Below are 13,775 nucleotides of genomic sequence, written 5' to 3'. Positions count from 1 at the left end.
TAAATTTAAAGGAAATTTTTTTATTCCCCTACAGGAGAAATTATTAGTTGAAATCTTTATTCGTAAATTTAACCAGACTTTTAAATCAACACCTAACAATTATGAAAAAACTATTGCTTTTTATCTGCTTACTTGCAACATTTAACACTATTTCCCAAACCGAAGCTGAAGACAAAAAAGCAATTTTAACTGTTTTGAGAATGCAGGAAAACGCTTGGAACCAAAACGATCTTGAAGGTTTTATGCAGGGTTACTGGAAAAGCGATTCCTTAAAATTTTACGGAAGTAGCGGAATTACGCAAGGCTGGCAGAAAACCTTGGACAATTACAAAAAAGGCTACCCTTCAAAAGAATATACGGGGACGCTAAGTTTCACTATTGAGGCAGTTACCAAAATTGAAGACAATTCCTATTACGTGATGGGGCAATTCCATTTGGTTAGAAATGCAGGAAACGCAAACGGAGTCTTTATGATTATCTTCAGAAAAATAGAAGGCAAATGGAAAATTATTTCAGATTTAAGCTGCTAATTTCCTTTAATCCGTTCCCAAAGATCTGAAAGTAATTTTTCTGCATTACGGGTGTTTTTCGCCTCTTCAGTGATAGTTACACCATTGCCTTCCTTTTCAATAAGAAAACTGAAGGCAAATTTTTCTGCTTGCGGATCAACGCTCATCTTTCCGAAACGGAGGTCGTTCAAATAAATACCATCCGGTCTTTCAGAAATGGTGTACCAACCTTGGGTAATGTTTATAAGCCGTTGTACTTTTTCTTCTTCCGCCAAATCTCCAAGCGCCCCGTGATTTTTTGGATGTGGAAAAAACTGAATCGGCTTCGTATCAAAAAAGGAATAATCGCCTATTAAAAAGGCATCTTCGGTTTCCACATTTGCAGTCCAGAGAATAGTGTTCATCGGGCTGGGTTTGGTTTCCAAAGCAGCATACGCTATTTTTTGATTCTCTAGCGCGGTTTCAAATTTAGAATATGTAATTCCCTTCAGAATTATAGTAACCAACATATAAGCACTACTTACAATCAACCCCAGATTATTGAATTTTCGTCTTTTGACACTTTCTCTTTTTTGAAACATTGCCAATATCAAAAACATCAAAAAAGGCAATGTATAAAGCGGATCAATCACAAAAATATTTTTGTATGCCAAGCGAAGATCAAAAGGCCAAAAAAGCTGTGTGCCCCAAGTAGTGTGCGCGTCCAGCATTGGATGCGTTACGAAACACAAAAACCAAAACCACGACCATTCCTTTAAACTGGCACGTTTGTCCCAAAGCGAGAGCAGCCAACCAAAGAGCAATCCGAAAACTACCGCAAAAACAATGGAATGTGTAAATCCGCGGTGTATTTCCAAGGCGGAAACAGTATCTGTAAAGTAATTTGCAATAATGTCCAAATCAGGAATTGTTCCAGCAATGGCGCCCAAAACCATGGCTTTATTGCCAATCTTTTTTCCCAACACCGCTTCGCCAACGGCGGCACCCAAAACAATTTGTGTTACTGAATCCATATTCGGAGTTGCCTTTTTTAATAGCAACGACGCGAAAATACGGTCTTCTTTGGTATTAAAAAAAGGATGTTTTTTTAAACATCCTTTTCTGAAAAAATATAATTTCTGAAGTTTTATTTAGAAAGCTCCGCAATTAAGGTATATGCAGCATCCCCGTGAATACCAGTAAAATATTTACCCCATTTTTTTCCTCTTTGTTTTCCAGAATCTCCAGGCCAGGCTTCACCAATCAACTCGCCATTTTTATCGAACATTTTTTCCATATCGCACAAGGAATCAACAAAGAAGGCTTCCACGAATTCAGTTTTGTCACTTCCCCACGCATGAACATTTGGGTAATAACCCTTTATGTACGGGTTTCTTGAAATGACTTTTGCAACATTTTCTGCGTGCATATCATTAAACTCCTTTTCAGAACCATCCTCTGGAAAAGTGAAATAGGTTCTTCGAACATACATCACTAAATCTTCCTTATTGTCCTGTGGTAGAAGCTTGGCTCCACCTATGGGAGCATAGATTTCATCGGAATGATTCACTGAAAAATAGCTGTCACGGTTTCTAAAGTATGCTTCTCTTGCTTTGTCATCTGGCCATGCTTGTTTTGCAAGCTCTTCAGCACGACCCACAGCTTTATCCATAGCTTCCCAAGATGGATAGGTTTGTACGTAAATCACTTCTGAGTTGTCTGGTGAAAAAAGATGCATGTAATAGGAAGCTGACAAAATGTGTTGATTCTGGCTGACTACTTTCTGTAGATATTCTTTTTCTACAGCCTTCCAAGCATCCATGCTGAAATCTTCCTTATTCATATTCCAGTGCATGGTTGTCACGGAAATGTACTGTGGCCGGGTCGCTTCATTTTGAGCGAAAATGCTAAAATTCAAAAGCAACATCATTGATGCTATTGCAATAAACTTAAGGTTGGTAGTTGTTTTCATAATCCCATAAAATTAAATTAGTATAAATATTAAAATTGATTACTATTTTAAATTTTGGGGCAAACCGAGGAGATTAAAAAGCTAACATGGAGAGGTTATGGGGAACAAAACTGTTCTAAAAATAATAAAAAAACAAATACAAACTATTGTATTTGTGGTAATTATAGAAATTAATCCACAATTTGCATTTTTTTCAGTAGAAAGGATGCATTCATATTTTGGCAGATTCCGGGTTTGAAAGTATAGTCGAAAAAGAGTTCGTCGTTTTCAATTCGGGCATCGAAAAAATAGTTTTTTATTTCGGGCAGTTCCTCAGCCGCCACGCAAAGACTTAAATCGTGAGTAGCGATAATACCCGTGGAATTGCTAGCAACCAATTTCTCCACAAATTTTCTGGAGCCGATGGCTTTATCTGTGCTGTTTGTTCCTTTCAAGATTTCATCCAGAATGATAAAATAGCGATCGGTTTTTATTTCATCAACAATAAATTTCAATCGTTTCAATTCACTGAAAAAGTAAGACTCATCATCCGTTAAACTATCTGTAGTTCGCATACTTGTAATGAGTTTTATTGGGTTGTATTCGGCCTTTTCGGCACAAACCGGCAAACCGATATTCCCCATTACAATTTGAAGTGAAACTGTTCTCAGGAATGTACTTTTTCCAGCCATATTGGCGCCGGTAACTATAAAAAATTCTTCGGAATTAATCTGGAAATCATTTCGAACCATTGTAGCTTCCTTCAATAAGGGATGGCCCGCACCTTTAACTTTTAAAACGGGAACATCATCGTTGATTTTCGGAAAAACATAATTGGGATGATTGAAAGCGAAATTGCCCAAACTATTGTAAGTATCAAAAAAAGCGATCACGTCAAACCACACAGGAACACTGCCCTTGTGGCTTTCAACCCACCGTTCAATATTGTAACTCTGGCGAAGATCGCGTAGCATAAAACCGTTGGCAATTATACCGATAAGCATATTGCTGCGTTGGTCCAGCGAATCCAAATGTTTAGCGAATTTCTTTAAATCCGAAGAAGCTTTGGAAGTAGTATTTATAATCTTACTTCTTTTTTCAGAAAGCAATTCTGAAGAAAATTTTTGGGTTTCAATTTCTAAAATGAGTTTATGAAACTGCTCAAAAGTGCTTTGAATTTTTGAGGTATGCGACGAAAGATCGTTAACCTTTTTGAGATACCTGCCCGAAATAGCCAAACCCAAAAAGAACCAGCCGGCCAGAGCGTAGCCCGAAACCAAATCGAGGTAGTTCAAGAGAATTAATCCCACCGAAATAATTGAAAACAGCAATGAAACCGGTTTGATCCATTTTGGGACAAAACTTTTATAGTTTTTAAGCCAGTCTATAACTTCTGTTGCGGCAACCTCGGTTCTTACCAAAGACCCAATTGCTGAAAATTGCTGTCGCCATTTGGGCATTTCAGAAAGCTCGGTGATTGCTTTTTGCTTTGTTTGGATGGAATCAATTTTGTTTTCAATGAAAAGTTTCGCCAAAAGATCTGAGCCACTTTCCAAGGCAGTTCTGTTCAAATATTGAAAAAAAGAACCTCGTCCAAAAAGATCTATATCCTGACTGTAAAAATGTAGCGGATCTTTATATTTTTCGCCGGATGGTAAATTATGAAAGGCACGATTAAGCACATCAAGTTCGGTCTCATTTTGAGCAATCAAAGCTTCTATCAATTCACGCTCGTACTGGAGATTGCTGTGTTTTGTAACCAAATAAACAAATGCTACAACGGCTAAAACTATGATGGCAATTATTGCTTTAGTATTTCCAAAGAAAAAATAAACTCCCGCACAAGCAAGCAAAAAAGTTACTAATCTTATCGTGCTTGAAAGAGCCAATTTACGCTTTACTTTTTTTAGGTTCTCTGCGTGGATATCAATCTGTAATTTGTAAAAATCGGCGGGATGGCTCATTTAATTTTTGGCTGTTTTAAAGGGAAGCAAGTTCAGTTTGAAGTTTTTTGGTGAGACTCTTTACCACCAAATCATAAGAATGGTCAATCAATTTCAATAGCAATTCGTTGGGAATATTTCTTTCCAGTTCCACAGTGTTCCAATGAATTTTGCTCATATGCCAACCTGGACGTATCAATCCATCATATTTTTCGCGGAGTTCAATGGCGCGTTCGGGATCACATTTTAGGTTGGCTTGGGCGGGATTATATTCCAAACCCGTAAGTGCAAACATTTTTCCCATAACTTTAAACACCAACGTTTTTTCGTCAAACGGAAACGACTCAGTAACGCCTTTTTTAGAAATGCAATATTCACGGAAATGTTCTATATTCATTGCTTTAATTTGGGTTTTTCCGCAGCTGAATAAAGGGCGGTATAATCAAGTTTCCAATTAATGGTTTCCACTAATTTTTCCATAAGTTGAATAGTTTCCAAAGCTTGTTTCGAAGCTTCGTTCAATAAGCCGCTTTCGGGAATTTTATCTACTATGTGTTTTTTTGCCTCTTGGTTTATTTCGGTCAAATCTGTTGCGGTAAATGGGTTTGCCCAACCTTCGCGTTTATCGTAATATTTAAAATCTGTTTCAATAGTGAGCAGTTCGGGTTGTGGAAAATTGGTTAAAATTATAGTTTTGTTTTTTGTGTCAGCGTGCATTTTCACTTTTGTGAGATCAAACCCAATGTGTGCCTTTGCTTCAATCAAAACCAAGGCTTTCTTTTTTCCCAATAGTAAATTCAGCCATTTGTCCTTCACATTTTCATAATGGAAAATTTCAGAAAAATCGCCTTCCACGGTAATGAACTTACAGACACTGCGAATTTTTTCCATTAAAACTACCGACTGCGTGTTCACTCTTTCCCGTTTCCGAACCCCGCTGAAACGCGCAAAAAGAAAGTAGGCCACAATGGCTCCAACCGCTAAGCCTATAAATAGATATTCCATGATATTATTTTCCAATGCTTCCCAAGTGTGTGTTTTTAAAACTGTCCGGATATTTCAATCCGTAACCAAAAATTCTGTCGAAGGAAGCGTGTGAGAACAAAATTACACCTATTAAAATTAACAGTGAATTGTTCAAATAAAATCCTGACAGGCCAATGGCAATGGCAATTGCTTTGTGGTGAAAAATATTGTAAGTGAAGGCTCCAATTTTAGAATTAAATAGATAACCAATCATTCCAATATCTGGTGTAAGCAATAAAACAGGGAACCACCACCAGGCATTATCCAATTGCGCAAAGAGGAAAATTCCCAAAATAAATTGTGCCAATTCTTCAATTCTTAAAGTTGTCTTCATCCTAAAATATTTTATATAAAACTGGCTTACTGGGCGAAGCATCGTTATGGAACGAAGCTATCTGCAAATTCAACAAATAGCTGCCGTCATTAATTGCATTGGGAACATAGATCAATTCTGTAATTGTGCAATCTTTACGCGGGTTTTGAGGGTAATTCCAAAAAGCCCTGTGCGCCAAAAGTTGGCCCTCGTCCTTTTCTTTGTCTACGGAAGGCAAATCAGTCAACAAATGTTTAACGCCCATTTCCCGTAAAAATAGAGCCGCTTTTTCGTGAAGAAACGGCCAATTGGTGTCGGACCAATGCTTTGATTTTTTTTCTGAAGTGTTCGGAAGCGTTCTGATTATAACCGCTTCGGGCGTATTTCCATTTAATGCTTTTGCAATACTTTCTTCGGAAATAACCTCATCTTCCCCAACTTTTTCGGGCTGTACCGAAATCACTTCAGCTAAAAAAAAGAAGGTTTTTAATGTTTCGTTTACGGAGTGAAATTCTTTTGAAATATGTCCAAAACATTCGGTATGCGTACCGTGGGCATGTGGATTGAAAAATACGTTGTTGAAATTCACCGAAGCGCCCTCTGAAACTTTGCCAGTCCAATCACCCATTTTTACTGGCTCTATCGCAGGTTTGTTTTGATACCATGCCAGTGGGTTTTCTTCGGAAGCCCGCAAAGGGATTGAAATATCCAATGGCTTGGAAAGATCAACAATAATTGTTTTATGTTTAATCTCAAGGGTTGCTTTCATCAATCTAAATTTACTAAGAATAAGTCTGCCGCAATGCCATCACTCAAAAACTTTCCTTTTTTTGAAATTTTCAAAGTGTTTTTTTCGAGAATTAAAAGTTCGTTTTTAATAGGATTGGCAGCTTGTTCCAAAAGGTATTTGGAAAAATCTTTCCCGAATTCACTTTCCACTTTTTCCAATGAAACACCATTTTGGGTACGCAAACCAGTCATTATATATTCATTGTACATATCCTCTTTTGAAAGATTTTCCCTTTCCGATGGAAGTTCTCCAGCTTCAATGCTTTTGATATATCTTGTGTTGTTGGCAACGTTCCAGCTGCGTGATTTTCCATCATAACTGTGTGCGGATGGCCCGATGCCCAAATAGGATTTTCCTTCCCAATAGGCGGTATTGTTACGGGAATGGAAACCGGGTTTTCCAAAATTTGAAAATTCGTAATTCTCCAATCCTGCTTTTTCGGTTTCAGAAAGCAAAATTTCATAGTGCTGTTTTGCCACCTCCTCATCAACGGGAGGGACTATACCTTTTTCAATGAATTTTTTTAAGGCAGTTTTTGGTTCAATCGTTAAAGCATAGCACGAAAGATGCGGGACGTCCAATTTTAAAGCGATTTCGAGGTTTTCCTTCCATCGCTCGTTGCTCATTCCCGGGATGCCGTAAATTAAATCGATACTGATATTTTCAAAATATTGTTTCGCATCTTTTATACATTGCAATGCTTCGGAAGCGTTGTGGGCGCGGTTCATCAGTTTTAAATCTTCTTCATAAAAAGATTGGACGCCAATGCTTAGACGGTTAATTCGTGAATTTGTGAATTTGTGAACTTGTGAACTTGAAAGATCATCGGGATTTGCTTCGAGAGTGATTTCGGGGTTTTTGGAAACTTTATAATTTGAATAAATAGTATCTAAGATCTGTTGCAATTCTTCCGAAGAAAGAAGACTTGGAGTGCCGCCCCCGAAATAGATGGTTTCAACTTCGCCAACTATCTCCTCTTTCCGAAGCACTAATTCTTTGCACAGTGAATTAACCAATTCGCTTTTTTTCTTCAAAGAAGTAGAAAAATGGAAATCGCAATAATGGCACGCCTGTTTGCAAAAGGGAATATGAATGTACAAGCCCCCCCCGCCCCCTAAGGGGTAGCTTTCACTCAATCCGAAATTTTGCTGGACACTGGAGGGCAAATTCTTATGTTCTTAACTCGTTAGTTATTTGACTTTTTTTTACTCCTCAAATTTACGGATAAAACTCCCCCTTTGGGGGTCGGGGGGCTATTCTGTTTCACAAAAGCCTCCCAACCCGTGTAGCTTTTTCCAACCTCAACTTTGCCGGAGTTATAGAAATGGCACACGGCCGCCGCCAAACCATCGGTACTGTCCAAATTTTTTGGAAGTTCTTTCAACTGCAAAAGACTTTGGAGCATTTTTGCCACTTGTTCCTTACTGGCGTTTCCGTTGCCGGTAATGGCCATTTTTATCTTTTTCGGCGAATATTCGGTGATGGGAATTTGTCGTGAAAGCCCCGCCGCCATTGCCACGCCCTGTGCCCTTCCAAGTTTAAGCATGGATTGCACGTTCTTCCCAAAGAACGGAGCTTCAATTGCAATTTCGTCAGGATGATGTGTATCTATAAGTTCCACCGTACGTTCAAAAATGAGTTTCAGTTTTAGATAATGGTCATCATACTTTTTGAGTTGCAACTCATTCAATTGGATGAATTGCATCTGTTTGCCCACTACTTTTATGAGGCCGAAACCCATAATCGTAGTTCCGGGGTCAATTCCTAAGATGATTTTTTCAGTTTTACTTTCCATTTATAAACCCTTGCGAAGACAGTAATTTGTATTTTAGCACAATGATTGCCGTACCCCACAAAGCTAAACAATATCTGCTTGCCGTCGCCAAAGTTTTGGTGATTGCTATAACATTCGGGTATATTTTTTACAAACTGAAAAACAATACTTCATTGGGATTTAGAGAGTTTACGACCACTATTTTTTCCAAAGGAAGTATTGCAAAATATTCATTATTGTTTTTTTGTTTTTTAGCAGCCGCCAATTGGTTTTTTGAAATCCTGAAATGGCAAACCTTGGTTTCCGCTTTTGAAAAAATAAATTTCAAAACTGCGCTAAAACAAAGTTTAGCCTCTCTCACGGTCTCTTTGGCAACCCCCAACCGCATTGGCGAATACGGCGCGAAGGCACTTTTTTTTGAAAACAGAAAGCGAAAAAAAATATTGATGCTCAACTTCATTTCGGGAATGGCGCAAATGTTTGTCACAAGTTTTTTTGGTTTTTTTGGCCTCCTTTATTTATTGCCAAATTTCAACATCTACTATTCGGTCACGATGATTTGCTATTTTGGAATTGGGGTTATTTTGCTCTTTGCAATCGGTTATTATTTCAAGGAAAAAGAACTTTTGTTAAAAGGCTTTTCAATTGTCAAAGTGATTCAATTTTTCAAAAAGATTCCGTTTCAAATAAAGTTTAAAACAGTACTTTTTTCAGCATTCCGCTATGCAATATTCAGTGGAATGTTTTATGGAATTTTAGTCTTTTTTGGAGGGAAAATTCCTTTTTCCGAAGCTATTCCATTAATTTTTGCGATGTATTTTTTGGTTTCCATCTTTCCCACACTTTTTATTTTTGATGTGGTAATCCGCGGTAGCGTGGCGGTTTGGCTGTTTTCGTTTGCTGGCGTTCCAGAATTGATTGTTCTATCAACGGTCCTCGCCATGTGGCTTTTCAATTTTGTACTTCCCTCACTTTTGGGTAGTTTTTTCGTGCTTACCTACCAACCCGCTACACGATGATTTGGGCCTTAATTTTACTTTTTGCAGTATATTTTATTTGTATGATGGCTTTGGTTTTCGGTTTTCAAAAAGTGTCTCTTTTTTCTTCTGAAACAAAGCATCCCGAAACTTGTTTCAGTGTGATAATCCCTTTCAGAAATGAGGCGGAAAACCTTCCGAATCTTTTGAAAACAATTGCCGAATTGAATTACCCTTCGGAATTGTTTGAAATCATTTTTGTGAATGATGCATCTGAAGATAATTCCGAAGCAATCATTACTTCGGCAATTGAAAAAAGCAAGTTTTCAATAAAAGTCATTGAAAATAAACGCATTTCCAATTCGCCAAAAAAAGACGCTATTACCGAAGCGATCAAAAACTCAAACTTTCAATGGATCGTTACTACCGATGCAGATTGTGAGCTTCCAAAAAACTGGCTTAACGTTTTTGATAGTTACATTCAGAAAAACGATTGTGCTATGGTCTGTGGCCCCGTTATTTATAAAAGCAAAGGAAACGGTCTCGAAAATTTTCAGCAATTGGATGGTTTGAGTCTGCAGGCCGTGACCATAGGCAGTTTTGGACTGAACAATCCATTGCTCAGTAATGGGGCAAATTTGGCTTATAAAAAGGAGGATTTTCTAAAAGTAAACGGTTTTTTGGGAAATGACCATATTGCAAGTGGCGACGATATTTTTCTGTTGGAAAAGATGAAAAAAGCCTTTCGGGAGCAGGTTCAGTTCTTAAAATCGAAGGAGGCAATTGTTTTCACAAAACCTAAGCAAACAGTTAAAAATGTTATAAACCAGCGAATCCGCTGGGCTTCGAAAACTTCGAAACAGGAAAACACAACTTCCCTACTTTTGGGAATATTGGTTTTTTTGGTAAACATTTCAATTTTAATAATTCCATTTTTTATGGTTTTCCATTCTGAATATATACTCCTCTACACTTCTTTTCTTTTTTTTAAAATAATCACGGATTATATTATTGTGAGGCAAGCGGCACTATTTTTTGGAGAAGAAATTCTACTTTGGAAATTTTTGTGGCAACCATTTGTGTATGCAATTATCGTTTTGGCAGTAGTATTTGGAAGTTTCCGCGGAAACTATTCCTGGAAAGGGCGAAGCTTCGAAAAGCAATGATAAATTGATTTAATTTTTTACCTTAGCCGTACCTTTAAAAACACGCCCTTATGAAATCGCTAATCCCCCTTTTCGCTTTGTTTTTTATACTTTCTGCAGGAACGCTGCAGGCTCAACAGCAATATACCGTGGAAGGCCAAACTTACAACTTGAATACTGAAGTTGAAGGCGCACTGACTTTACTTTGGAACACCATCGATGGTGAATACCGTTATTTTTCAAAAAAAGGAAATGATATTGTTGAACTGAAAAACACAAAACAAGACGGCGATTACCAAGAGGAATACAAAAACACCTTGCAGCAACAAACTAGTGATGCTGCTGTTTCAACTGAAAAAGTGAAGCTGACATTGCCAAGTTTACATGCTTTTTTTGTTACGTACAACAAAAAGAAGGATCCCAACTTTAGCGAAACCGAAAAATCCATAGATCTACAATTTCGACTTGGAGCTTTTGCTGGTGTGGGAAATAGTGTTTACACAGAAAACCCTACAAACGAATTGCAGCCTATTGCTGGAATAGATTTAGAATTGATTGATAATGTTAAGTTGCGAAGACATTCTATCGTATTCCGGTTCAAGCAAACTTTTGAAAGCAGCGAATACAAATATTCAGCTTCGCAATTGTCATTGAATTACCGTTTCAAATTTGTAAAAAGCCCAAAGTTCGATGCTTTTATAAATACCAAATTTGCGGCGCTCACTTTTTCAAAAAGGGAACAAACATATATTTTGGCACCCGATGTTTTTCCTAATATAACATATACTGAAAAAACTTCAGGCAGCGATTTTAGCGCTCCAATTACTTTTGGTTTGGGCGCAGATTATAAAGTTGGCAACGGTTACATTACCTTTAATTACAACGATATTGTGGGTTTAAGCGTGGATAGCAATGGTGAGTTTCCAATTGATTTTACACTCGGTTATAAATTCAACCTGTAATCAATTTGTTTTAATGATGACTGGTAAGGTGAATTGGGTCTTTACAGGAATTCCTCGTTTATAGGCGGGAGCCACAGGCTTCAATGAATCAATACTTTGTAAAATCCACATTTCCAGATCTGGGAATTCCTTTTGCAACAAGGTGTCCATTTTTATTTTGAGGATGGAAAGTTGGCCATTGCTGCTTACTTCAAAATTTACTTTTATCGTATCATAAACTTCCCGCACGGCAACCATCTCATCATGGCTTATGGATTGGTACAAATGTGAATTGATAGTGTTTATAAAACAGTCTTTCTGTTCGGGTTTTTCCAAAATGTTCTCACAGTTGGAAAAAGAAGGATACCGATCTACGTCTTTCCAATCAATGGTTTTAATCTCTTCTTTGTAAATTTCTTCGGAAGAAACTTTTTCGGTCTCAAAAAACTGGCAGGAAGTTACCAGCAGTAGTATAAAAACCAAATGGAAGCGCTTTATCATTTCAGAAATAAATTCTACTTTGAAAAGTACAAATTTATTGAAACTTACTGGGTTGGTGGCTGCTGTTATTTCAAAAAAATAATAGCCGAAGAAATTCTTCGGCTATTAAAAAGATGTGGCTAAAAATTTATTTCACTTCAAAAACAATCGGCAAAGAATAGATTACGTTCACCTTTTTGCCCTTTTGCTCACCTGGTTGCATTTGCGGAAGCTTTTTAATAATGCGAATGGCCTCGGCTTCGAGTTCTGGCTTTGGAGCTTTTGCTTTTACGTCAACAATGTTTCCCGCTTTGTCAATTTTAAATTGAACAACAATACGTTGTCTGCCCGTGAGACCCAAATCGTTCCCGAGTTTTGTGTTGAAATTTTCCCCCACAAACCCACTAATACGTTGTGTGAAACACTGCTTCAAAGCTTCATTGCCACCTTCACAACCCGGATAGGTTGGTACTCTTTCTATTTCAGTAAAAGCAACGGACATATCTCCGTCTTCATCGGTTTCATCCAAATATTCTTGCACAGAGGTATAAACTTTGTCGCCCGGTTGTGCTTCCGTGGTAAGTAATTTTAGCGCTTTTTCTTCTTCGGGAGTCATTTCGCCCTTTTTCATGATGGCTTCGGCCAATTCGTTTATTTTGTTCATCACTTCAGAGTCTGACTGCTGGACGATCTGTGTTTCCTCTGCTTTAGGGTCGTTGCTGCAGGCAGTGTAGATTAACATAGTGCAAATTGCTGGCAATAGTAATAAATACTTTAGCTGCGCTGTTTTTCTTGATTTTGATTTTTGTAACATACTGATTCGTTTTTTGATTAATGATTGATTGAAAAATGTATTGATGAATGAAATTTTTTCGGTTTGGAACACTTCAGAAAGAAGGTTTTGATAGTATTGCTTTTTGTCTTTTTTGGCAGTAACCTTTTCATCGGCAATAAACTCGTGCAGGGTTGCCATTCTGTTTTGGAATAAATAGACAAGCGGATTGAACCAAAAGACGATGCGGAGTGTTTCAAAGAAAAGTAAGTCCAACGAATGTTTTTGTTGAATATGTATTTTTTCGTGGGCAATAATATTGCTACTGTTTTCTTCGGAAATGTTTTCACCCAAAAATATAGTGTTGAAAAAAGAGAAAGCCACCTCTGTCTTGGGAAGGATTTTAAGTTTAAACCCATCAGAATATGCTGTGGTTCCCGAGAAATACAGTTTTGCGATTTTGAAGAATTTCCAAAAGAAAAATACTGCACTTAGCCCGATTCCCAAAAGCCAAAGATCCAACAAGCTTGGAAACCAAAGCGAAGACGCACTTGGAATTGCTTCAGAAATAGTACCACCAACAACAACTGCCGGCAACTGAACTATGTATTCCTGCGGAATGCTTTTTTGAATGAAGTCAATACTAATAAAGGGCAATACCGTACCCAAAATTGGGGTAAGCAACAAATAGATTCTATTTAGATTGAAAAAAGTTTCTTTCTTCAAAAAGGCTTCATATACTGCCAGAAACAGTATTTGAAAAACGAGTATTTGTATGAGTGAATGTATCATTTTTCAGTCTTTTCAGAATTAATTTCTTCCATAATAGCCTCCATTTCGTGAATGCTTATATCGTTTTTCTTCATAAAAAAAGATACCATACTTTTAAAGGAACCTTGAAAATAACCATCCATAAGTTTGTTTAAGGATTGGTTGCTATATTCTGTTTTCTTCACCTTTGGAAAATAAACATGGCCCCTTCCTTCCTTTCTATAATCAACAAAATCCTTGCTCTCAAGAATTCGAACAATGGTAGAAACCGTGTTGTAGGCAGGCTTTGGCTCGGGCAATTGTTCTATAATTGAAGCTACATTTGCTTCTTCCAGATCCCAAAGAATTTGCATAATGTCTTCTTCTGCTTTTGTTAATTGTTTCATTTTGGTACAGTTTGATAT

Annotated in this window: 16 protein-coding genes; 4 read left to right on the top strand and 12 right to left on the bottom strand. The window is 37.5% G+C overall.

Annotation, left to right across the window (positions count from 1 at the left end):
- The first annotated feature begins 101 nt into the window (after positions 1-101).
- Complete coding sequence (locus tag AC58DT_RS11830) at positions 102-530, top strand: YybH family protein (RefSeq protein WP_497217027.1); 429 nt, start codon at positions 102-104, stop codon at positions 528-530.
- Here AC58DT_RS11830 and AC58DT_RS11825 read toward each other — a convergent pair.
- From AC58DT_RS11825 to ruvC, 9 genes are all read right to left on the bottom strand, one after another.
- A complete protein-coding gene (locus AC58DT_RS11825) occupies positions 527-1,522 on the bottom strand; it encodes a metal-dependent hydrolase (protein WP_497217026.1) in 996 nt (331 codons plus the stop codon). The two genes, AC58DT_RS11830 and AC58DT_RS11825, sit on opposite strands and share 4 nt — an antisense overlap.
- Positions 1,523-1,635: 113 nt before the next feature.
- Complete coding sequence (locus AC58DT_RS11820; RefSeq protein ID WP_497217025.1) at positions 1,636-2,460, bottom strand: hypothetical protein; 825 nt, start codon at positions 2,458-2,460, stop codon at positions 1,636-1,638.
- 170 nt (positions 2,461-2,630) lie between these two features.
- Positions 2,631-4,403: a MutS-related protein gene (locus AC58DT_RS11815; RefSeq protein ID WP_497217024.1), complete on the bottom strand. Its 1,773-nt coding sequence runs from the start codon at positions 4,401-4,403 to the stop codon at positions 2,631-2,633.
- A gap of 16 nt (positions 4,404-4,419) precedes the next feature.
- Positions 4,420-4,779, bottom strand: a complete 360-nt coding sequence (locus AC58DT_RS11810) for an MmcQ/YjbR family DNA-binding protein (RefSeq protein WP_497217023.1) — start codon at positions 4,777-4,779, stop codon at positions 4,420-4,422.
- Positions 4,776-5,387 carry a DUF4230 domain-containing protein gene (locus AC58DT_RS11805; protein ID WP_497217022.1) on the bottom strand — a complete coding sequence of 204 codons (612 nt, stop codon included), beginning with the start codon at positions 5,385-5,387 and terminating at the stop codon, positions 4,776-4,778. The genes AC58DT_RS11810 and AC58DT_RS11805 overlap by 4 nt, the downstream gene beginning before the upstream one ends.
- A gap of 4 nt (positions 5,388-5,391) precedes the next feature.
- Positions 5,392-5,742 (bottom strand): DUF4260 domain-containing protein, encoded by a 351-nt coding sequence (locus tag AC58DT_RS11800; RefSeq protein WP_497217021.1) that lies wholly within the window; start codon positions 5,740-5,742, stop codon positions 5,392-5,394.
- 1 nt (position 5,743) lies between these two features.
- Entirely contained in the window at positions 5,744-6,490 is a 747-nt protein-coding gene (locus AC58DT_RS11795; RefSeq protein ID WP_497217020.1) for a cyclase family protein, read from the bottom strand.
- Positions 6,490-7,647 (bottom strand): radical SAM family heme chaperone HemW, encoded by a 1,158-nt coding sequence (gene hemW, locus AC58DT_RS11790; protein WP_497217019.1) that lies wholly within the window; start codon positions 7,645-7,647, stop codon positions 6,490-6,492. The genes AC58DT_RS11795 and hemW overlap by 1 nt, the downstream gene beginning before the upstream one ends.
- 50 nt (positions 7,648-7,697) lie before the next feature.
- Complete coding sequence (gene ruvC / locus AC58DT_RS11785; protein WP_497217018.1) at positions 7,698-8,306, bottom strand: crossover junction endodeoxyribonuclease RuvC; 609 nt, start codon at positions 8,304-8,306, stop codon at positions 7,698-7,700.
- Between the two features lie 41 nt (positions 8,307-8,347).
- Between ruvC and AC58DT_RS11780 the strand changes: the two genes are divergently transcribed.
- From AC58DT_RS11780 to AC58DT_RS11770, 3 genes are read left to right on the top strand one after another with little or no spacing between them, the layout of a single operon-like run.
- Complete coding sequence (locus AC58DT_RS11780) at positions 8,348-9,304, top strand: hypothetical protein (protein ID WP_497217017.1); 957 nt, start codon at positions 8,348-8,350, stop codon at positions 9,302-9,304.
- The gene (locus AC58DT_RS11775) at positions 9,301-10,428 is read left to right on the top strand and encodes a glycosyltransferase family 2 protein (RefSeq protein ID WP_497217016.1); all 1,128 of its coding nucleotides are present in this window, start codon (positions 9,301-9,303) and stop codon (positions 10,426-10,428) included. Before AC58DT_RS11780 ends, AC58DT_RS11775 begins: the two co-directional genes overlap by 4 nt.
- Before the next feature lie 50 nt (positions 10,429-10,478).
- Positions 10,479-11,369, top strand: coding sequence for a hypothetical protein (locus tag AC58DT_RS11770; protein WP_497217015.1), 891 nt, complete (start codon positions 10,479-10,481; stop codon positions 11,367-11,369).
- On the opposite strand, the gene AC58DT_RS11765 is transcribed toward AC58DT_RS11770, so the two are convergent.
- From AC58DT_RS11765 to AC58DT_RS11755, 3 genes are all read right to left on the bottom strand, one after another.
- Positions 11,370-11,849, bottom strand: coding sequence for a hypothetical protein (locus AC58DT_RS11765; protein ID WP_497217014.1), 480 nt, complete (start codon positions 11,847-11,849; stop codon positions 11,370-11,372).
- Positions 11,850-11,976: 127 nt separating this feature from the next.
- A complete protein-coding gene (locus tag AC58DT_RS11760; protein ID WP_497217013.1) occupies positions 11,977-13,392 on the bottom strand; it encodes a M56 family metallopeptidase in 1,416 nt (471 codons plus the stop codon).
- The gene (locus tag AC58DT_RS11755; RefSeq protein WP_497217012.1) at positions 13,389-13,757 is read right to left on the bottom strand and encodes a BlaI/MecI/CopY family transcriptional regulator; all 369 of its coding nucleotides are present in this window, start codon (positions 13,755-13,757) and stop codon (positions 13,389-13,391) included. The genes AC58DT_RS11760 and AC58DT_RS11755 overlap by 4 nt, the downstream gene beginning before the upstream one ends.
- Positions 13,758-13,775 lie beyond the last annotated feature (18 nt).

The organism is Aequorivita sp. CRS11, assembly GCF_059693805.1.
Note: the sequence above shows the minus strand (reverse complement) of the source record. Positions and strands in the feature narration are given on the sequence as shown.